This window comes from Campylobacter sp. CNRCH_2016_3089, from assembly GCF_025772505.1.
GTDB lineage: Bacteria > Campylobacterota > Campylobacteria > Campylobacterales > Campylobacteraceae > Campylobacter_D > Campylobacter_D lari_D.
Genome location: NZ_JAKMSF010000011.1, coordinates 1 through 20,661 on the forward strand (window position 1 = coordinate 1; position 20,661 = coordinate 20,661).

Sequence of the window (20,661 nt, forward strand, 5' to 3'; positions counted from 1 at the left end):
TTACAAAATAAAAAGAAGGTTTTAGTATTTATTAAGTGGTAGAAAATCAGAAAAGCTATTTAGAAATTTTATTTAGTAGTAATACTTTAATTTAATATTTTTAATTAGCCATAGTTGATATTTTTGGTTTTTGATATAAAATATTAATTTTTGTAATGTATTGTATCTTTTTTATTTTTGGAGGATATATGAAAAAATTATTTTTAACTTTAACGCTTGGTTTTACAAGCTTATTGGCTAATGAAAAAATATTAAATATTTACGAAAGTCCCACTTGTGGATGTTGCGATCTTTGGGCTAATTATATGAAAGATAAAGGCTATAAAGTACAAATACACAAAAGTGAAGATTTTTTAAAAATAAAAGAAAAAATGAATATTCAGCCTATGTATCAAAGCTGTCATACTGGCGTGATTGATGACTATGCTATAGAAGGGCATGTTCCTGAAGATGCAGTTGCTTGGCTTTTGGAAAATAAACCTGAGGATGTTATAGGTATTTCTGCTCCTGGTATGCCTCAAGGAAGTCCTGGAATGGAACAAGGTTATGAAGAAGAATATCCTGTAGTTTTGATGCTTAAAAATGGAGATTATAAAATTTATGGGATCTATAAAGGACATAATTTAATCAAGACAAACTAAGTAAAATTGCTTAGTTTATTTTGTATATTAAAGGTATTCTTATATGAAAAGTTTTTTCATATTGTGGAAAATTCTTAGATGCTATGCGTATAGTTTCTAAGGCACTATCATTTAATAGTTTATATTTTGATGGTTTTAATATTTTTAAGTTTAATAAGTTTTTATCCTTAGTCCATGTGAATTCTACTAAAATTTCACCACTCATCCGCATTTTTCTAGCTTGCCTAGGATAAATTAAAGCTTTATCTATAGCTTGCTTAACTTCTTTTAAAAGTTCATTGTTATTAGTTAAAGATATACTTTCTTGAGAATTTATCAGGATGTTTTTTTCTTGAGATGTTATTTTTTGAGATTTTATTTCCTCTTTTAATCGATTTGTTGCTTTAGTATCGGTTGAAGTATTTATTTTTTTAGGTTGAACGATAGGTTTTTCTTTTACTTGTTCTATTTTTTTTATTTTTTCTTGTTTAGATTGTTCGTTTTTTACTTTAGGAGAATCTTGTAAAAATTGTTTTATAGCTATATTAAATTTTTCTTCCTTTGCAGTGTTATGTTGTATATATAAAAAATTCTTAGTATAAAGAAAAACAAAAAGTAAAGGTAAAAAGATAAATAAAGTAATGAAAAATGATTGATTTTTATGATTACTTATAAAAGTCTTCATCTTTTTTGCTCTGTTAAAATTTGAAAATTTTCATGATTTTTATTTTTTAAAATATCAATAATTTTTACAAAGCTTTCAAATTTTGCTTCTTTATCGCTTTTTAACTCTACTAAGGTTTTAGAATTTATAGTGTCAAAATTTTCTTTTATTTCTTCTATCGAAACTGTTTTTCCATCGATATAAAATTCATTTTCTTTATCGATTAAGATGCTTATTTTGTCTTTATTTTCACTTATGGAATTTGAATTTTCACTTTGAGGTAGATTGATTTTGATTTCACCATGTGCGATAAAAGTGGATATACTTAAAACAATGGCTAGTAAAACAAGCATTATATCTATAAAAGGAATAATATTTAAACCTTCATTTTTTGGCAATTTAAGCATTTTTATCCTTAAAAATACGATATGCATTACTCAAAGTTGATATTTTTCTAAGCAACCCATTATAAGCCATCAAAGAAGGGATGGCAACTAAAATTCCCAAAGCAGTAGCCTTTAAAGCCAGCGATAAGCCAATAACAATAGATTTTATATCAATATTTCCACTTGCTCCCATGTCGTAAAATGTAATCATAATCCCTACTACAGTTCCTAAAAGTCCTACATAAGGAGCGTTAGTATAAATAATATAAAGCATAGTGATATTTTCACTAATTGCATCATCAAATTTTTCTTGGCATTGATAATCATTTAGTTTAATTTTTCTAAAAAATAAGATGCGTTCTATAGTGCACCATATAGCAATAAATGCCATTAACCCTAAAACAATAAATATAATTAAGTCAATATAAGTTTTTAAAAATTCCATACATCCTCGCTTTAAAAATTTTTGTGATTATATTACTGAAAATTAAATTATTTATTAATAACAATTATCATAATTGATATAATAAATTTATTTTAAATTAATAATTATTATCATAATATTCCAACTTTGAAAATTTTGTTTATTTAAGAAAGGAAATAATGAAAAATTATTGCTTGTCAGTTTGTGTTGCTAGTCTTTTGGTCTGTAATGCCTTATCACAAGAGGTTTTATTAGATAGCTCTATAGTGAGTGCTTCGGGATTTTCTCAAGATATTAAAGAAGCTCCTGCTACTATAAATGTGATTGGTAAAAAAGATTTAGAGAGTAAGCCTTATAGAGATGTTGCTGAAGCTATTGCTGATATTCCTGGTATAGATTTATTTGCTAGTAAGGGAAAAACTGGATCTTATAATATCACCATGAGAGGTATTACCGGATACACTTTAATTTTAATCGATGGGCGCCGTCAAGGGATAGGTGGAGAAGTAGGACCTAATGGTTTTAATGAGATTTCAAATTCATTTTTACCTCCAATTTCTAGCATAGAAAGAATAGAAGTGATAAAAGGACCAATGAGTACTTTATATGGTTCTGAAGCTTTAGGTGGTGTTGTAAATATCATCACAAAAAAAGTAAGCGATAAATGGGAAACATCAGTTAGTTTAGATAGTATTTTTAATGCACATAAAGAATGGGGCAATACTTATGGCACAAGTATATATTCAAGTGGCCCATTGATGAATGATCGTCTAGGATTAACCTTACGTTTTAGAGAGTTTTATAGGGAACAATCTAATGTTGAATTTAGTAATGGAAGTGGACAAAGAGTGCAAGGTGATCAGGCTCAAAGTCCTACAAAAGCTAATAATTTTAGTTTAGGAACTAGGTTAAATTACTTAGTAGATGATTATAATACCTTGATATTTGATATTGATTTTTCAAGAAATCACTATGATAATAAAAAAGGCCAACTAGGCACATTAACAAAACCAACAGATAAAAATGATGGCTCTTTAACAGGTGGTTATACAGACACTATGCAAGTGGATAAGTTGGCAACTTATTTAAGTCATGAGGGTGTGTATGAAGATTTTTCGATTACTTCTACCTTGCAGTATAACCGTGTAAGTAACGATGGGCGTGAGGTGGTTGGCCAGGCAAATCAGTCATTTTTAGGGCAAAATAGAGATATAGTTGCTGAAGATATTATCGTAGATACAAGATCAGTTATTCCTTTAGGTCAAAGTCATATTTTAAGCGTGGGTGGTGAATATAGACTTGAAAAAATGCAAGATAAAATCGCTAATCCTACGAATTTTGATCAGTATTTATTAGCTCTTTTTGCAGAAGATGAGTATAGTATAAGAGATGATTTAAGATTTACTTTTGGTGCAAGATATAATTATCATGAAATTTTTGGAAATAATATTTCACCAAGGGCTTATTTGGTTTATAATCCTACTAGTGAGCTTACTTTAAAAGGTGGTGTTTCAACGGGCTTTAGAACTCCATATGCTAATAGATTGATAGCTGGTGCTTATAATTATAGTGGACAAGGTAAATATCCTATGTATGGAAATCCGAATTTAAAAGAAGAAACATCGCTTAATTATGAATTAGCTGCTGTTTATAATAATGACTTATTTTATATTTCAGCTACTGGGTTTTTGACAAATTTTAAAGATAAAATTTCTAGTCAAAAATTTAGTAAAGAAAGTATGATTTTGGGTATTGGAAAATGTGAAGCTGATACATGCTATCAGGCGATTAATCATGGCAAGGTTGAGTATAGAGGCATAGAACTTGGAGCTGGGATTACTCCTATAGAGCATTTAAATTTAGATCTAGCTTATACTTATCTTGATAGTGAAATTAAAGATGCGCAAGATAAAACCATGATAGGAAAACCAGAAATTGATAGTCTAAAACACAATATCATGCTAAAAGCAAGTTATAATATCTTTAGTAAATTCACTCCATGGATAAAAGGCGAATGGCAAATAGATCGTTATATGGGTGATACAAATATTAATAGAGAGTATTATCAAGATGTCTTTTTAGCTTCTATGGGTGTGCGTTATGATATTAATAAAAAATGGAATATTAATGCGGCAATTTATAATCTTTTTGATAAAAGTTTTACAAATGATTGGGAGTCTTATAAAAACAAAGGTGAAGATACTTGGGTAAATACTTATAATCGCATAGAAGAAGGAAGAAGAATTTATATTTCAATCAACGGCAGTTTTTAATTTTGTATAGTTGGGGAGCCAAAGAGCTTATTGAGAGCTTCTTTGGTTTCGTCTTTAGGATCGTATTTTTTAGCATCTTTTTTAAAATTTTCAAAATGTTCATTTAAATTCGGAGTACTTTTTATTTCTTGTTTTATAGGAGTTTTGAATATATCTTGTAATTTTTGGGTATCTATAGTTTCTATTTTTTGAATTTTAATTTGTGTTTTTTCTCCAAAAAGCTCATGAAGCAAGACTTTGATTAATTTAAAGCCATTGTTTAGGGTTTTTCTATCACCATCTTTAGCATGTGAGCTAATACTTAAAATATCATCTTCAAAGGAAATAAACTGCGTGGTTTTTTTGAAAACTTCAGCTAAATCATAATCTCTTTTGTAAATAGCTTTTAACAAACTTTCATAAGGATTAAGTTTTTCTTCTTTAATTGTTTGTGTAGAAAGAATTTCTTGTTGTTTTGGGCTTGGTGTGTTATCTTGTTTTGGGCTTTTACTGTAAATAGCCTCATCAATACTTTTTAGATAAGTTGCTTCTATAAGCATGAAAGCCATAACACAAAGTACAAAACTATCATCATCGCTAGAATTTAACATAGTCTTAGCACGCGAAAGAATTCTAAAAAATCTTTCGTAAATTAACATAGAAAAAAGATTGTTTTTAGCAAAAAATGCTTCTTTTAAAAAAAATATCATCTCATCGATGACATTGCTTGCCTCGTAATCTTCAAATTCTTTTAAAAACTCAAGAACTTTATCTTTATCGCTAGCTAAAATGGCTTGATAAAATTCTTCAATTTTAGATGGATCTAAAAAGCCTAGCATCGCAGTAATTTTTTGTGTTTGTATATGATTTTGACAATATACTATGGCTTGATCTAATAAAGTTAGAGTATCTCTTAAAGATCCGTTTCCACTTCTTGCTATGAGTTTTAAAGCTTCTTTTTCATAATTGATATTTTCTTTTTCTAAAATCCACTCAAGATGATTTAAGATATCGTGGATAGAAATTTGCTTAAATCTAAAATGCTGCGTTCTTGAAAGAACCGTAGCAGGAAGTTTTAAAGGGTCAGTTGTTGCTAGTATAAATTTTACATAGCTTGGTGGTTCTTCCAAGGTTTTAAGCAAGGCATTTGCTGCTTGTGGGGTAAGCATATGCACTTCATCGATAATAAAAATTTTAAACCTAGCTAAAGATGGAGCGTACTTAACTTGCTCGATAAGCTCTTGAATGTCTTCTAAGCTTCTATGGCTTGCAGCATCCATTTCTATAATGTCTATATTAGAGCCACTGAGTGAAGATAAACATTGAGAACATTCTCCACAAGGGTTAGCACTTGGTCCTTTTTCGCATACTAGGGCTCTTGAAAAAATTCTTGCACTTGAAGTTTTTCCACTTCCGCGTAATCCTGAAAATAAATAAGCATGTGCTAAGCGGTTATTTTCAAGAGCATATTTTAAGCTTGTAGAAACAGTATTTTGTCCTACAAGCTCATTGAAATTTTTTGGTCTGTATTTAACAGCAAGAGCTTGGAGCATTACTACTCATTCATGATGGATAACAACTCTTCATTGCTTTTGGTTTTTAGCATTTTAGAGTATAAGAATTTTAAAGCTTCTATATCATCCATTTGTGAAATAGCTGATCTAATCGCCCAAATTTTTTGAAGTTTTTCAACACCTTGGAGTAATTCTTCTTTTCTAGTGCCTGATTTTATGATGTTAATTGCAGGGTAAATTCTTCTGTCTGAAATATTTCTATCAAGAACGATTTCGCTATTTCCTGTTCCTTTAAATTCTTCAAAAATCACTTCATCCATTCTTGAGCCTGTTTCTATCAAAGCAGTTGCTATAATGGTTAATGAGCCACCATGCTCTATATTTCTAGCTGCACCAAAAAAGCGTTTTGGCTTATGCAAGGCATTTGCATCAACCCCACCACTTAAAACTTTACCACTGCTTGGTGTAGCAGTGTTATAAGCTCTTGCTAATCTTGTAATAGAATCAAGTAATATAATAACATCTTTACCTGTTTCTACCATCCTTTTTGCTTTTTCTATAACAAGCTCAGCCACTCTAACATGATTATAAGCGGGTAAGTCAAAAGTAGAGCTAAAAACCTCGCCTTTAACACATCTTTGCATATCTGTAACTTCTTCAGGGCGCTCATCTACTAAAAGTACAATCAAATGAGCCTCCGGATGATTTTTAGCAATAGCGGTAGCTAGTTCTTTCATTAACTCAGTTTTACCAGTTCTTGGAGGTGCTACTATTAAGCTTCTTTGACCTTTTCCTATAGGGGCAAATAAATCAAGCATTCTGCCTGTTAATTTTAAAGGATCATATTCTAATTTGATTTTTTCAGTTGGAAAAATTGGAGTAAGATTGTCAAATAAAGGTCTTTCTCTAGCTTCTTTTAATGGAAGATAGTTGATTGCTTCAATTTTTAATAAAGCATAGTATTTTTCTTGATCTTTTGGCTCTCTAACTTGACCAGTAACTATATCTCCTACACGCAGAGCAAATTTGCGAATTTGTGAGTTTGATACATAAGCATCATTTACACTATCGCTTAAATTTGAGTCCATTCCACGCAAGAATCCATAACCTTCAGGCGAAATTTCTAAAATTCCTGTAAAGAGTATAAAGCCACCTTTTTTGGTTTGTGCTTTTAGAATTTCAAAAATAAGATCTTGTCTTCTAAATTCTCTTGGATTTTCTATTTCTGCTTCATTTGCTATTTTTACTAAGCTTTCTAAATCAAGCAACTTTAAATCTTCTATTTTATAACCTTCAACAGGAATGTGTGTTCTTTGGTGTTGTTTCTTTTCTTTTGTATTTTCCATATATCCTCATAAAATGTAGAAAATGTAGTTTTTGTTTTAGTTTATTCAAAAAAGATTTTATTAAAAAAAATACTTTTTTGTCAAATTTTGGAAATTATAATATAGCTTTGTAAATAATTTTTAAAATTGAAAGTTTGAAAAAATGATAAAATATTGTAAAAACTTATAAAGAAAGTATAAAATGAGATGTAAGCATTGCCAATTAAGCTTTAAACAAGAACAAATGATAGAAAAAAATGGAAATTATTTTTGTTGTAAAGGCTGTGAAAGTGTATATGAAATTTTACAAGAGAATAATTTGGAGGAATTTTATGAAAAACTTGGTAATCAAACTTTAACCCCAGTAACAATAGAATATAGTATTAAAGACTATGAAAAATACATACAAAAAACAAAAGAAGGTTTTAGTGAGGTTTTTTTGCTAATAGAAGAAATTCATTGTGCAGCCTGTGTTTGGCTTAATGAAAAAATTCTCATTAAAAGCGAAGGAGTGATAGAGGTTGATATTAATTCTATTACCCATAAAGCTAGAATTGTTTTTGATGAAAAAAGTATTAATCTAGTAAAAATTATCCAAAATATAGAAAGTATAGGCTATAAGGCTAGTGTGTATTTACCTACAAAAAATGAACAAAGAGCAACTCAAACCAAAAGAGATTTTTATGCGAAATTAATAGTTGCTATAGCTTGCGTAATGAATATTATGTGGATATCTGTAGCTAAATATGCTGGGTTTTTTAGTGGTATGGAAGCTGATATTAAAGATATTTTACATTTTGCTGAATTTTTACTTTGTACTCCTGTACTTTTTTACACAGGCTCGATTTTTTATAAAAATGCCTATTATGCTTTGAAATTTAAAAGTGTTAATATGGACACTTTGGTAATTAGTGGAGCAAGTTTAGCTTATATATATTCAGTGTGGGCAATGTTTTCAAGAGCTTCACAGGTATATTTTGACTCTGTGGCGATGATTATTTGTTTTGTTTTTATAGGAAAGTATTTAGAGCTTTTAAGTAAGAAAAAAGCCCTTGATACGCTCGATCATTTGAGATCATTTTTAGGTAATGAAGTAAGGGTATTAAAAAATGAAAAAATAGAAAATATTGATGTAGAAGAGGTGCAAATAGGAGATATTATAGAGTTAAAAGAAGGTGATAGGGTTTTAATAGATGGAGTGTGTATTAGTGGTAATATTAGTTTAGATATGTCTAGTTTAAGCGGAGAGAGCTTACCACTTGATGTGCAAAAAGATGATATGATTTATTCTGCTTCTTTGGTTTTAAGCGGGAATGCTTTATATAAAGCAAACACACTTTATAAGGATTCTAAATTAGCTAGGATTATTAATTTACTTGAAAACTCTAGTTCAAAAAAAGCCAAAATAGAAAAAATGGTACAGCAAGTAAGTAAGTATTTTTCACCTATTATCTTAACTTGTGCTTTGCTTTGCTTTGCTTTTACTTTTTTTGTACTAAATTTGGGTTTTGAAGAGGCTATGATACGCATGGTTTCTGTGCTAATCATAGCTTGTCCATGCGCTTTGGCTTTGGCTACTCCGGTGAGTTCTTTAGTAGCAATTAGTGCTGGTTTGAAAGAAAAAATTTTATTCAAAGAAGCAGGTGTTGTGGAGGATTTGAGTAAGTGTAATGTGGCTGTATTTGATAAAACAGGGGTTTTAACAAAGGCTAGTTTAGAAGTTAAAAAAAGCTTTTTGGATGAGAGGTTAGATAAAAATGAGTTATTAAATTTCTTACACCTGACTAACCACCCAGTGGCTAAAAGCATTTTGAAATTTTTAGATGAAAAAATTGATAGCAGAATAGAATTTGAAAAAGTTCAAAATTTTCAAGCAAGAGGTTATAAAGCCTTTTTGGGTAAAGATGAATTTTTGGGAGGAAATGAGAAATTTTTCAAAGAAAATCATATGCAAGTACAAGAATTTCAAACTACGCATTTTATATTTGCTAAAAATAAAACTATATTAGCAGTTTTTGAATTAGAAGATAGTATGAGAGAAAGCTCTGAAGAGTTGATCGAATTTATGAAAGAATGCAAAATGCAAATTTATATGTTAAGTGGTGATAATTTATCTGCTGTGAGTAAGGTAGCTGAAAAATTAAAAATAAATCATTTCAAAGCTTCATGTATGCCAGAAGATAAAATGCAAATAATAGCTAACTTAAATCAAACAGGTAAGGTTTTAATGGTAGGAGATGGGGTAAATGATGCTTTAGCACTTTCTTATGCAGGTGTTGGGGTTTCTTTAAAAGAAGGTTCTGAGCTTGCTATGGAAAATAGTGATATTATATTGTTAAAAAACGACTTAAAAAGCTTGCAAAAGGCTATACAAATAGCTAAAAAAACTTATCAAATTATTAAACAAAATTTAGCTTTTTCTTTATTTTATAATGCCTTGAGCATGCCTTTAGCTTTTTTTGGTTTGATTAATCCTTTAATTGCAGCTTTGTCAATGTCTTTTAGTAGTATAATAGTGATTTTAAATGCTTTAAGGATTAAAAAATGAATGGTGTTTTAATAATGATGATAGGTGTTTCTATGGTTGCTTTATTTTTGGCAATTTGTGCTTTACTTTGGGGGATCAAAAATAAGCAATTTGACGATGATTATAAATTTACTATTTTAAATGATAGCGAAGAAGCTTTAAACGATGCAGTGATTTTGGAAAAAAGAAAAAAAGAAGCTTTGGAAAAGAAAAATCAAGAAAAACAGCCATAAAGGCTGTCAAATTATTTTTTTAAGCTCTCGATGTATTCTTCAATTGCTTTAAAATCTGCTTCTGTTAAACCTTTAAGGTTAATCTTCATGATTGCACCTTGGCCATAAGCATTTCTTTTACCTGCTGCATAATCTTTCATGTATTGTAATCTTTCAGCTGCAGTTAAAGTATTTAAAGCAGGAACTTTATTAAGATAAACTTTATCTGCTTTAGCACCATGACATACTGCACATTTTTTATAAAGTGTAGCACCATCCGCAGCAAAAGCTGAAACACTAAGACATGCCAAAGCTGATAAAACAAGTAGCTTTTTCATTGTATCACTCCTATATAAATTGAAAATAAAATGTTTTTAATTATATGCTTTTTTTATTTAAAGTCGCTTAAAAAACTTTTTTACTTGATAAATTATAAAATCTTAAAAAAAATTCATTATAATTTTTTCATGAAAACAAAGGCGTTATTTTTAGATAGAGATGGGATTGTTAATATAGATAAAAAATATGTTCATAAGATTAGTGATTTTGAATTTTGTGATGGTATTTTTGAACTTTGTGAATTTTTTCAAAAGCAAAATTTTTTAATTTTTGTAGCTACTAATCAATCAGGTATTGCAAGGGCTTATTATAGTGAAAAAGATTTTGAAATTTTAAGCTCGTATATGCTAGGTGAGTTTTTGAAAAAAGGCATTAAAATAGAAAAAATTTATCACTGCCCACATTTAGAAAATTGTGAATGTCGTAAGCCAAAACCTGGCATGCTTTTAAAAGCACAAAAAGAATTTTATATAGATTTTTCACAATCTTTTTTTATAGGGGATAATTTAAGTGATATGCAAGCTGGAATCAATGCTGGTATAAAAAATCTATTTTTGATTAATGAAAATTATAATGATAATAAAAACTATAAGGTCTTTAAAAATTTAAAAGAACTTTTGTATTATTTAAAGGATAGGAAATGAAAATTGTGATAACAGGTGGAGCAGGTTTTATAGGCTCTGCTCTTGCTCTAGAACTTCAGGATAAACATGAGGTTTTGATTGTGGATAAAATGCGATCAAGTGCTACTTTTGAAAATGGAAATTTAGAAAGTTTTGGTCATTTTAAGAATATTTTAGATTTTGAAGGTGAGCTTTATGTGGGCGATATTAATGATGAAAAAACTTTAAAAGTTATAAAAGCTTTTAAACCTGATGTGATCTTTCATAAGGCCGCAATTTCAGATACAACTGTTTATGATCAAAACAAAGTTTTAAAGACCAATTTAAACACTTTTAAAGATTTTATAGAACTTGCTTTGGAACTTAATGCAAAATTAATCTATGCAAGTTCAGCCTCAGTTTATGGAGATGCTCCAAGCCCGCAAACTGTAAATTTAAGTGAAGCCCCTAAAAACCCTTATGCATTTTCAAAATTAATGATGGATAAATTAGCAAAAAAATATTTTGATAAAATGCATATAGTTGGGCTTAGATATTTTAATGTATATGGCAAGGGAGAATTTTTTAAAAATAGCACTGCTTCTATGATTTTGCAATTTGGACATCAAATTTTAGCGGGTAAAAGTCCGCGTTTGTTTGAAGGAAGTGATCAAATTTATCGTGATTTTGTGTATATTAAAGATGTTGTAAGTGCAAATTTACAAGCTTTAGAAGCAAAAAGTGGAATTTATAATGTAGCTACAGGTAAAGCAAGAACTTTTCAAGATATAGTAGATATTTTGCAAAAAGAATTAAACACTAATTATCCTTGTGAGTATATTCCTAATCCTTACAAAAATGCTTATCAATTCCATACTCAAGCAAAATTAGATGAGAGTTTTTCATATAAAGCTAAATTTAGTCTTGAAGAGGGTGTAAAAGATTATTTAGATGAGATCAAAAGGCTTTATGAAAAGGAAGTAAATGTTTGATTTTTTAAGTTCTAAAAAGCCAAAAATTTTAGTTGTCGGGGATTTTATGGTGGATCATTATATATGGTGTGATTGCACTAGAATTTCTCCAGAAGCTCCTGTAATGGTGATGAAATCACAAAAAGAAGATAAAAGACTAGGTGGAGCTGGTAATGTATATGCAAATTTAAAAAGTCTTGGTGCTGAGGTTTTTGCTCTAGGACTTGTGGGTGATGATGAGAGTGGGAGGTTTTTAAAAGAGAATTTAAATGCAAAATTATTAGTAGAAAAAGATAGAAAAACCCCTCTTAAGAGTAGAGTTTTATCACATTCTCAGCAAGTTTTAAGACTTGATGATGAGAATGATTTTGATACTAAATTAGAAGATGAAATTATCCAAGAGTATAAAACAATCGCAAAAGATTATGATGCAATTATTTTGAGTGATTATGCTAAAGGAGTTTTAACTTCAAAAGTAACAAAAGCTTTGATAGAGCATGCAAATACTTTAAATTTACCTATTTTGATTGATCCAAAAGGAAGTGATTTTAGCAAATATCAAAATGCAACCTTGCTAACTCCAAATAAAAAAGAAGCTATTCAAGCTTTGGGTGTAGAAAAAATTGATAATTTAGAAAAAGCTTTGAAAAAATTAAAAGATGATTTAAATTTAGCTTATTCTATTATAACTTTATCTGAAGAAGGAATAGCACTTTTTGATGAGAAATTACATATTATTCCCGCAAAAGCTTTGGAAGTTTATGATGTAACAGGAGCTGGAGATAGTGTTATAGCTATGCTTGCTTATGCTTTAGCCTTAAAAGTTGATATCGTAAAAGCATGTGAGTTAGCAAATGATGCAGCAGCTGTTGTGGTAGCAAAAGTAGGAAGTGTGAGTGTAAGTTTAGAAGAGATTAAAAATCTAAAAAAAGCTTCTTTTGAAGATAAAATTAAAAGCAAAGAAGAGCTTGTGAAGTTGATACAAAATCAAAAAGTAGTTTTTACCAATGGATGTTTTGATATTATGCATTATGGTCATATAAAATACCTTGAAAAAGCTAAAAAACTAGGAGATATCTTAGTTGTAGGTTTAAATTCAGATGAAAGCGTAAAAAGACTAAAAGGAAACTCAAGACCTATAAATTTAGAATTCCAACGCGCATGTATGCTTGCGAGTATGTATTTTGTAGATTATGTAGTGATTTTTAATGATGATACTCCTTATGAACTGATAGAGTTTTTAAAGCCTGATGTGCTAGTTAAAGGAGCTGATTATAAAGGCAAGGAAGTAGTGGGTTCAAATTTAGTAAAAAAAGTAGAATTAATTGACTTTGAAGATGGATTTAGTACTACTAATATAATTAATAGGATTGCAAATGATAAATAAAATTGAAAAGGAATTTATTCAACATCAAAAAACTCTAGAGCAAAGTTTGAATTTAAAAGAGCAAATTGCTACGGTTGCTCAAGAATTAAAAGTGTGCTTGAAAAGTGGTGGGAAAATTTTAATTTGTGGAAATGGTGGAAGTGCTGCAGATAGCCAACATTTTGCAGCTGAACTTAGTGGAAGATATAAAAAAGAAAGAAAGGCTTTAGCTGCTATTGCTCTAAGCACTGATACTTCTGCTTTAAGTGCTATAGGAAATGACTATGGTTTTGAATTTGTTTTTTCAAGACAAGTTGAAGCTTTAGCTAGCAATAATGATGTATTGATTGGAATTTCTACTAGTGGAAAAAGCCCAAATGTGATCAAAGCTTTTGAAAAGGCCAAAGAAATTGGCACTAAATGTATAGGGCTTAGTGGAAAAGGTGGTGGAGCGATGAATGCATTATGTGAGCATAATATAGTCGTCCCAAGTGATGATACGGCCAGAATTCAAGAAATGCATATTTTAATCATACACTGCTTGTGTGATCTAATAGAAGAAGAATATTAAGTTTGGGTTATTTTCCCAAACTTAAATAATATTCAATTTGATCTTTTTGTAAAATTCTAATTAAATTTGTACTTCCTGCAACACCTACTGGAAATCCTGCAGTAAGAGTGTAAACCCCATCTTTTTTCATAAGGCCTTTTTCAACTCCAAGTTTTACAGAATTGCTTAAAAGTTCTGTTAAATTTTCATGCTTTTCTATCAATATAGCAGGTTGAACTCCCCAGACTATACTTAAAAAATTTAAAGCTTTTTTAGAATGAGTAATAGCTATGATATCCATTTTTGGACGATACCTTGCTGTTTTAACCGCAGAAGCACCACTGCTTGTAATGGTAAAAATTGCATTTGCATTTAAATCAGTAGCTAATTGTGTGCTTGATTTGGCAATGATATCAGTTTCGTTAAAGCATTTAAAATTTTCAAATTTTTCATAAGGATAGTTTTTTTCTGTTTCAATGATAGTTTGAGTCATAATATCAACTGCATTTGCCGGATCAATCCCCACCGCACTTTCTTCGCTAAGCATAACCGCATCAGTGCCATCAAGTACAGCATTAGCAACATCTGAAATTTCAGCTCTTGTGGCAGTTTTGGATTTTGCAAGCGAAAAAAGCATTTGAGTGGCAGTGATTACAGGTTTATTGGCTTCATTAGCTTTTTTAATGATGAGTTTTTGTATATTTGGCACTCTATAATAAGGCACTTCAATGCCTAAATCTCCTCTTGCTACCATTATACCATCGCTGCTATTTATAATTTCATCGATATTTTCAACAGCATCAAATTTTTCTATTTTTGCAAAAATAGCAATTTTGGCATTATTTTCATCAAGTATTTTTTTAACTTCATCAATATCATGAGCATTTTGCACAAAAGATATAGCTAAAAAATCAACATCGTTTTTAATGCCCCATGCAAGATCGTCTTTATCTTTTTGAGTTATAACATCGATATTGATTTTTGTATTTGGAAAATTAATTCCTTTATTTGAACTAAGCACCCCGTTATTTTCTACTTGGGTTTGGATAAAATCTTTTTCAACTTGTATAACTTTAGTTTTAATAGAGCCATCACAAAGATAGATGTATTCTCCCACTTTTAGCATAGAAAGAATTTCAGGATGATTAATACAGACTTTATAATGTTCATTAGAAAGTTTTTCGCCTTCAAAAGTATCTTTGTAGAAGTCTAGTCTATCTCCACTTTTTAACTCAAAAGCTTCTGGAATTTTTAAGGTTCTAATTTTTGGCCCGCTAATATCTTGTAAAATTCCAATCCTTGCATTAAGTTCAGCTGCTACTTTTCTAATGGTGGCTAGATTTTGACTATGATATTCATGAGTTCCATGTGAGAAATTTAAGCGAAAAACATTCACTCCATTAATAATCATTTGTCTTATTGTAGTTTCATTTTCACTTGCTGGCCCAATTGTTGCGACTATTTTTGTTTTTTTTAACATTTCCTATCCTTTTTATAGCAGTTCGCTAGTAAATAAATCTTCATTAAAATTAGCACCCAAGTATTGACAAATAAGTTTTGCATCTCTATAACCATTACCAAGACAACTCGTAGCACCTGGGCTTGGTGTCATATTAAAAATTATACCCGGAATTTCAGTGATGCTAGCCTCTCCAAGCATTAATTCTCCTGCTTTTTTATCAAGCACTTGAGGTCGCACTCCTCCAAAATTTTTAGCATAGTAAATATCATCTGTTTTTAAACTAGGAACTATTTTTTTAGCATCTTTTACAAAAAGTTTTTTGTTGATATAAGGAATTTCAAATAAATAATTATAAAGAATATAATTTCTAATAGTAGAATCTTTAAAAAGATTAAAACAAATTTTAATTACATTCATATCAAGATTAAGTGTTTTAAAAAATTCAGGTAAAGATTTAAAGCCATGGTATCTTTCTAGCATAGGAATAACTAAAGCAGTAGGACCAAAACGGGTGTTCATGTTAGCTAGTAAATCAGGATCGCCATGTAATGCAGCAAATGGGAGTTTTGGATTTTGCACCATATAAACCTTACCATTTAAAATTTTTCTTTTTGCCATGTAAAAACTTCCTGCAACAGGAAAGCAAGATTTGTCTAAACCTATACCCATTTTATGTGCTAAAAATAACGAGTGTGCGCCTGCATTGACAATAATAGATTTCGCGCTATATTCTTTAAAATCTCTTGTTTTTATATAAAAAATATCATCTTTTTTTTCTATAAACACAACTTCTTGATTGTAAGCAACATGAGTATCTTTACCTTGTTTGCAAGCTTGCTCTATGAGATTTTGACTCATAAGTCCAAAATCTACTGTGGTATAAATTTCATCTTCTTCTACACCCATAGCTACTATATTATCCGCCCTATCATTGACACCATCTTCACCTAAAACAACATTTGGTTCTATTTGTTTGATTTCATTTTTTGTGTAAAATTTAATATAAGGATATAATTCTTTAAATTCTTCATATCTATTTTTCATATATTCACATTCTTTTTCCCCAACTGCAAGTGCAAGTTTTTGGTGTGAATACATGAATTTATTTTGTGCTTTTTGCAAGAGCCCATATTTTACAATCATATCTGCTGTTTTTTTAACTTTTTTTGCTTTTTCCAAGGTATAGTTAGTTTCTATATCACCGCAGTGGATGGTTTGTGAATTACTTGTGCTGTGACTATTTAATGTTGCAGCGTTATTGTATTTTTCTAATAATGCAATACTTTTAATATCAGTATATCTTGCTAATTCGTAAAATGCTGCAGCACCAGAAATCCCACCGCCAATCACCACGGCATCAAAGTGTTTTCGATCCATTATCATCAATTCCTTTTGTGTATGTTTGATTTTGCTAATAATATCAAAATATAGTTGTTTTGAGTTTAAATAAAGCTTATAATTGAAAAGCCAAAGATATGGTTAATCTTTTAAAGTATAAAATTTTCACAAACAGCTTTTTTCATACCTCTAAAAATCAAAAATTTATCATAAATTGCATAATCAAAAAAATTTGCAAGAAATTGCCCATCGCCACCTGTAAAATATAACTTTTTATCATATGCACTATCTTTTATAAGTAAATATATACTTTTAAAAACTCCATAACTTAAGGCATCAATAGTTCTTTGGGGAAAGGCATCAAAGTTTATTTGAGTGTTAAGTTCGTGTTTTAAGCGAGAAGAAATACTAGCAAAAGATTTTTTGTAGCTTTCAATACCAGGCAGGATAAATCCTCCAAGATGGATTGAATTTGAAACAATATCCACAGTTATTGCAGAGCCAGCATCAACTACTACCCCATCTTCTATGGTATAGCAAGCTGCTATTCTATCAACTCCTAAATTCTTATAAATAGTATCAAAATTAAAATATGGAGCAAGGTTAATAAATAAAGGATTTTGCTTTAATCTTTGCTCTAAATTTGGATTAACATTGATGTAAAACACTTTTTGTGTCGGCTCATACTGTAAAAATTGTTCTATGCTCATAGAATGAAATTTTTGCTCATTTAAAAAACTTGCAGTTGTATTACCAATATCACACAAAAGCATAACTTTGAATTCCTTTGGTGAATAAATATTCTTTTGCTTTTGAGCAAATTAGAGATTGATGAAAAATAAAATGATTTTTAAATTTTAAATTTAAAATTTGACTTATATTTTGAAAAATATTTTCAAATTCTAAACCCTCTTTTTTTAAAATCTTACTTTTTGCAAAAGAAAATAAAAATAAACAATATTGTTTTTTTGTATTTTCTCCATAAAAGCAAATTAGTTTTTTCTTTTTGCTAAAAGCATGGATATCCAAAGAATTAATATTTTTTAAAATAATTCCATGTTTAATAAGAATATCGCTAAGTTCTTGATTCATCTTAATTTAATTGTAAAACTTTATTGTGATAGAAAAATTTACCATTAGCCATAAAACTTTTTTTATCAATAGCTTCATTTAATTTATATACGGTAAAATCTTTCAGATTTGTATTTAATTTAATTAAATAGCCAGTTTTTTCAAATATATACAAAGAATCATTATATAATGTGCTTTTGGAAAATAAAGCAAATTGAAATTTTATTTCATTAATTTTTCTAAGATTATAATCATTTTTGATAACTCTTCCATCTTTTGTTAATATAAAAATTTCTTTATCGTTAATATTTACTTCTTTAATGTTTTCGTTTAAGTATAAAGTTCTATTTGGTGTTACAACGATGATTTTTTGTGCTGTTGCGGCAACCATTGTATCGTTTTTAACATGAAGATAGATGATATTATTAAAAAATTCTTCACTACTTACTAAAATTTCTTTACTAACTTTTAGTGTACTTTTGTTAAGTATGGCTAATTTTCCATTAAGCATAGGGTATATGATAATGGTATTTAAAAAATAAGGATTAGCATAGCGACTATCTTGAGCATAAGCAGTGCCTAAATTTTGTAGCATTCTTATACCAAGATTTTTATTAGCATACACTAAAGTATTACTTGCTAAAATCAAAGCTATATCATCCCCATCTACATTAGCACTTACTACACTTTCGTTAAATTTATGAGAAAATAATTCTTCACCTTGTAAATTTAAAATTTTAAAATTCCCATCATTATCAGCTATAAGAATTTCTTCTTGACGGATATTTAAAATATTATAGTTTTTATCTATTTTTAAAGCAGTAATATTTCCTTTATTGTCTATGAAAGTATTATTGTTTAACTGAGCAATGTTGTTGTTAAAATTAACTATTTTTCCATTAATATTTTTAGAATTATAAGGAAGTTGTTCTAGTTGTGTTGGTTGATAGTATTCCCTTTTAGTGCCACAAGCACTAAAAAATATTAAAGTAATAATAAATAAATAAAAATGCTTCATTTTATTCCTTGATAGTGTTTTAAGCTTGTGATGATTTGCCATAAAGGAGAATTTATAGGTATTTTATTAAATTCAACATCTGCGTTTTTAAAATCATTTTGTTTTAAAAATTCAAAACCTATTAATAGAGTATTATAATCTTTTAGAAAATCTGATTTTTGATTATTTTGGGCAAGTACTATTTGTTTTAACAAAGGATCTATATTAAGACTCAAGGTTTGATTAAGATCTTGATTATTTTGACCCATAATATATATGGTGTATAAATTTGCATTTTTTTGCTTTAATTCCTCAATTAATTTTTGATCTGAAGGATTTTTTAACAGATTATTAAAAATGATATTACTTTCTTGGATATTTTTTTCTTGTTTTATATTATAAATATAACTTCCACTAAAATAAAGAACTAAAAGAGCAATAAGAGCAATAAAATAATATTTGTATTTTCTTATAAAGCGTTCTGATTTGATAAAATTTTCCATCATTTGCTCTTGAGAGCTTAATTCTTCTTTTACTGCTTTCAAATTTTCTTTTAAAGCCATATTTTTCCTTTATTAATATAAAAAATGTTATTTTGTAATTTTAAAGTCTATAATTGTAACATATAAAAATGAAAAAATAAATTATTTTATGTTATAATTTTCAATCTAAACCAAAGAGTTTTATAAAATTAAAATTAAGGTAAATGATGCAAATTGATGATAAATTATTAACTAAACTTGAAAAGCTAAGTGCTCTAAAAATAGCAGATGAAAAAAGACAAGAACTAGAAGAGCAATTAAGCCAAATTGTTAATTTTGTGGAAAAATTAGATGAATTAAAACTTGATGATATAGAAGCCATGACTAGCACAACAAATGGTGGAACCTTATTGAGAAATGATGAGAGTAAAAAATCTGATGTGATAGATACGATAAGCAAGCATGCTCCAAATTCTCAAGATGGATTTTTTATAGTCCCTAAAATAATTGAATAAAATATTTGGAGTTTAGCGTAGATGGAAAATTTTTCGTGGTTTGATGTTTTTGTTTTAGGTTTGACTGTAATTTTAGGCTTAAAAGGCTTGGTGAGTGGCTTATTTAAAGAAATTTTTGGTTTATTGGGTATAGTTGGTGGGGTTTTACTTGCTTCAAGATATGCTAAAGAGATAGCAGAGATTATCAATAATAATTTTTATGTAATTGAAAATGAAAATCTTGCTATTTTTGCAGGTTTTTTAGTTTTGTTAATCGTGATATGGATAGCATGTATGGCCTTGGGAAATATATTATCAAAAATGTTTAGCATGAGTGGTCTTGGTTTTATAGATCGTATAGGTGGATTTTTATTTGGAAGTGCTAAAATATTTTTAATTTTTGCAATTTTAGTTGCTTGTATTAATAATATAGAATTTTTAAATTCAAGTTTAGAAAAATATGCAAACAATAGTCATACTTTAAATTTACTTAGAAAAACAGGTGAATTTATAATGAATACTGATTTTACTCAAAATAGTTTAGAAAAAATAGAAGAAAGAATTAAAGATTCTAATATAAGTCTAAATTCGGAGGTAAATAATGCAAATTGAAAATATAGAATATGATGTTTTACTTGAGCGCTTTAAGAAGACACTTAAGGATAATGGCTTAAAATATACCAAACAAAGAGAAGTGCTTTTGAAAACTTTATATAATAGTGATATGCATTATACCCCAGAAAGTTTGTATGTGGAAATCAAGCAAAAAAATCCTGAATTAAATGTAGGAATTGCTACAGTTTATAGAACTTTAAATTTATTAGAAGAATCGGGCATGGCTACTTCTATATCTTTTGGAGCTTCAGGGAAGAAATTTGAACTTGCAAATAAACCCCATCATGATCATTTAATTTGTAAAAGTTGTGGAGAAATAGTTGAATTTGAAAATTCTATTATTGAGCAGCAACAAATGTTAATAGCAAAAGAATATAATTTTAAATTAACAGGGCATTTAATGCAACTTTATGGGTTATGTCCGCAATGTAGTAAAAAATAAAGGTATAT

The 20,661-nt window shown here is 28.9% G+C and carries 23 protein-coding genes; 11 read left to right on the forward strand and 12 right to left on the reverse strand.

Translation table 11 applies throughout. The features are described 5' to 3' along the window. Window positions 1–188: 188 nt before the first annotated feature. A complete protein-coding gene (locus tag L8W69_RS07515) occupies window positions 189–641 on the forward strand; it encodes a DUF411 domain-containing protein (RefSeq protein WP_220567152.1) in 453 nt (150 codons plus the stop codon). Between the two features lie 10 nt (window positions 642–651). Here the strand turns inward: L8W69_RS07515 and L8W69_RS07520 are convergent, their stop codons facing one another. Genes L8W69_RS07520 through exbB form a run of 3 tightly spaced genes read right to left on the reverse strand, consistent with a single transcriptional unit; the run spans window position 652 to window position 2,115 of the window. Continuing rightward, complete coding sequence (locus tag L8W69_RS07520) at window positions 652–1,305, reverse strand: energy transducer TonB (RefSeq protein ID WP_263666808.1); 654 nt, start codon at window positions 1,303–1,305, stop codon at window positions 652–654. After that, window positions 1,302–1,691, reverse strand: a complete 390-nt coding sequence (gene exbD, locus L8W69_RS07525) for a TonB system transport protein ExbD (protein WP_263666809.1) — start codon at window positions 1,689–1,691, stop codon at window positions 1,302–1,304. Before exbD ends, L8W69_RS07520 begins: the two co-directional genes overlap by 4 nt. Beyond that, window positions 1,684–2,115 carry a TonB-system energizer ExbB gene (gene exbB / locus L8W69_RS07530; protein WP_263666810.1) on the reverse strand — a complete coding sequence of 144 codons (432 nt, stop codon included), beginning with the start codon at window positions 2,113–2,115 and terminating at the stop codon, window positions 1,684–1,686. The genes exbD and exbB overlap by 8 nt, the downstream gene beginning before the upstream one ends. 158 nt (window positions 2,116–2,273) lie before the next feature. Here exbB and L8W69_RS07535 point away from each other — a divergent pair, with 158 nt between their 5' ends. After that, a complete protein-coding gene (locus tag L8W69_RS07535) occupies window positions 2,274–4,367 on the forward strand; it encodes a TonB-dependent receptor domain-containing protein (protein WP_263666811.1) in 2,094 nt (697 codons plus the stop codon). Here the strand turns inward: L8W69_RS07535 and L8W69_RS07540 are convergent. Then, complete coding sequence (locus L8W69_RS07540; RefSeq protein WP_263666812.1) at window positions 4,364–5,899, reverse strand: DNA polymerase III subunit gamma/tau; 1,536 nt, start codon at window positions 5,897–5,899, stop codon at window positions 4,364–4,366. The two genes, L8W69_RS07535 and L8W69_RS07540, sit on opposite strands and share 4 nt — an antisense overlap. Before the next feature lie 2 nt (window positions 5,900–5,901). Further along, window positions 5,902–7,206: a transcription termination factor Rho gene (gene rho / locus L8W69_RS07545; protein WP_039617780.1), complete on the reverse strand. Its 1,305-nt coding sequence runs from the start codon at window positions 7,204–7,206 to the stop codon at window positions 5,902–5,904. Between the two features lie 181 nt (window positions 7,207–7,387). Between rho and L8W69_RS07550 the strand changes: the two genes are divergently transcribed. Together L8W69_RS07550 and ccoS are read left to right on the forward strand one after the other, a co-directional pair. Further along, window positions 7,388–9,733, forward strand: coding sequence for a heavy metal translocating P-type ATPase (locus tag L8W69_RS07550; protein WP_263666813.1), 2,346 nt, complete (start codon window positions 7,388–7,390; stop codon window positions 9,731–9,733). Beyond that, window positions 9,730–9,945 (forward strand): cbb3-type cytochrome oxidase assembly protein CcoS, encoded by a 216-nt coding sequence (gene ccoS, locus L8W69_RS07555; RefSeq protein WP_263666814.1) that lies wholly within the window; start codon window positions 9,730–9,732, stop codon window positions 9,943–9,945. Before L8W69_RS07550 ends, ccoS begins: the two co-directional genes overlap by 4 nt. Window positions 9,946–9,956: 11 nt before the next feature. Here the strand turns inward: ccoS and L8W69_RS07560 are convergent, their stop codons facing one another. After that, a complete protein-coding gene (locus L8W69_RS07560; RefSeq protein WP_133319851.1) occupies window positions 9,957–10,262 on the reverse strand; it encodes a c-type cytochrome in 306 nt (101 codons plus the stop codon). Window positions 10,263–10,292: 30 nt separating this feature from the next. Between L8W69_RS07560 and L8W69_RS07565 the strand changes: the two genes are divergently transcribed. From L8W69_RS07565 to gmhA, 4 genes are read left to right on the forward strand one after another with little or no spacing between them, the layout of a single operon-like run. Next, the gene (locus L8W69_RS07565) at window positions 10,293–10,907 is read left to right on the forward strand and encodes a D-glycero-alpha-D-manno-heptose-1,7-bisphosphate 7-phosphatase (RefSeq protein WP_412175475.1); all 615 of its coding nucleotides are present in this window, start codon (window positions 10,293–10,295) and stop codon (window positions 10,905–10,907) included. Further along, on the forward strand, window positions 10,904–11,857 hold the full coding sequence (rfaD, locus tag L8W69_RS07570) for an ADP-glyceromanno-heptose 6-epimerase (protein ID WP_263666816.1): 954 nt from the start codon (window positions 10,904–10,906) through the stop codon (window positions 11,855–11,857). The genes L8W69_RS07565 and rfaD overlap by 4 nt, the downstream gene beginning before the upstream one ends. Beyond that, the gene (rfaE1, locus tag L8W69_RS07575; protein WP_263666817.1) at window positions 11,850–13,223 is read left to right on the forward strand and encodes a D-glycero-beta-D-manno-heptose-7-phosphate kinase; all 1,374 of its coding nucleotides are present in this window, start codon (window positions 11,850–11,852) and stop codon (window positions 13,221–13,223) included. The genes rfaD and rfaE1 overlap by 8 nt, the downstream gene beginning before the upstream one ends. Further along, complete coding sequence (gene gmhA / locus L8W69_RS07580) at window positions 13,213–13,773, forward strand: D-sedoheptulose 7-phosphate isomerase (RefSeq protein ID WP_263665890.1); 561 nt, start codon at window positions 13,213–13,215, stop codon at window positions 13,771–13,773. The genes rfaE1 and gmhA overlap by 11 nt, the downstream gene beginning before the upstream one ends. A 7-nt stretch (window positions 13,774–13,780) precedes the next feature. Here the strand turns inward: gmhA and pyk are convergent, their stop codons facing one another. From pyk to L8W69_RS07610, 6 genes are all read right to left on the reverse strand, one after another. Next, a complete protein-coding gene (pyk, locus tag L8W69_RS07585; protein WP_263666818.1) occupies window positions 13,781–15,232 on the reverse strand; it encodes a pyruvate kinase in 1,452 nt (483 codons plus the stop codon). Between the two features lie 12 nt (window positions 15,233–15,244). Then, entirely contained in the window at window positions 15,245–16,591 is a 1,347-nt protein-coding gene (locus L8W69_RS07590; protein ID WP_263666819.1) for an FAD-dependent oxidoreductase, read from the reverse strand. Window positions 16,592–16,701: 110 nt separating this feature from the next. Next, window positions 16,702–17,325: a type III pantothenate kinase gene (locus tag L8W69_RS07595; protein ID WP_133319858.1), complete on the reverse strand. Its 624-nt coding sequence runs from the start codon at window positions 17,323–17,325 to the stop codon at window positions 16,702–16,704. Continuing rightward, window positions 17,312–17,644 carry a hypothetical protein gene (locus tag L8W69_RS07600; RefSeq protein WP_263659799.1) on the reverse strand — a complete coding sequence of 111 codons (333 nt, stop codon included), beginning with the start codon at window positions 17,642–17,644 and terminating at the stop codon, window positions 17,312–17,314. The genes L8W69_RS07595 and L8W69_RS07600 overlap by 14 nt, the downstream gene beginning before the upstream one ends. Before the next feature lies 1 nt (window position 17,645). Further along, window positions 17,646–18,641 carry a hypothetical protein gene (locus tag L8W69_RS07605; protein WP_263666820.1) on the reverse strand — a complete coding sequence of 332 codons (996 nt, stop codon included), beginning with the start codon at window positions 18,639–18,641 and terminating at the stop codon, window positions 17,646–17,648. Then, on the reverse strand, window positions 18,638–19,183 hold the full coding sequence (locus L8W69_RS07610; RefSeq protein ID WP_133319861.1) for a hypothetical protein: 546 nt from the start codon (window positions 19,181–19,183) through the stop codon (window positions 18,638–18,640). The genes L8W69_RS07605 and L8W69_RS07610 overlap by 4 nt, the downstream gene beginning before the upstream one ends. A gap of 146 nt (window positions 19,184–19,329) precedes the next feature. On the opposite strand from L8W69_RS07610, the gene gatC reads away from it, so the two are divergent. Genes gatC through L8W69_RS07625 form a run of 3 tightly spaced genes read left to right on the forward strand, consistent with a single transcriptional unit; the run spans window position 19,330 to window position 20,653 of the window. Further along, window positions 19,330–19,617, forward strand: a complete 288-nt coding sequence (gatC, locus tag L8W69_RS07615) for an Asp-tRNA(Asn)/Glu-tRNA(Gln) amidotransferase subunit GatC (protein ID WP_133319862.1) — start codon at window positions 19,330–19,332, stop codon at window positions 19,615–19,617. 21 nt (window positions 19,618–19,638) lie between these two features. Continuing rightward, window positions 19,639–20,208: a CvpA family protein gene (locus tag L8W69_RS07620; RefSeq protein WP_263666821.1), complete on the forward strand. Its 570-nt coding sequence runs from the start codon at window positions 19,639–19,641 to the stop codon at window positions 20,206–20,208. Beyond that, on the forward strand, window positions 20,198–20,653 hold the full coding sequence (locus L8W69_RS07625) for a Fur family transcriptional regulator (protein WP_043019516.1): 456 nt from the start codon (window positions 20,198–20,200) through the stop codon (window positions 20,651–20,653). Before L8W69_RS07620 ends, L8W69_RS07625 begins: the two co-directional genes overlap by 11 nt. Window positions 20,654–20,661 lie beyond the last annotated feature (8 nt).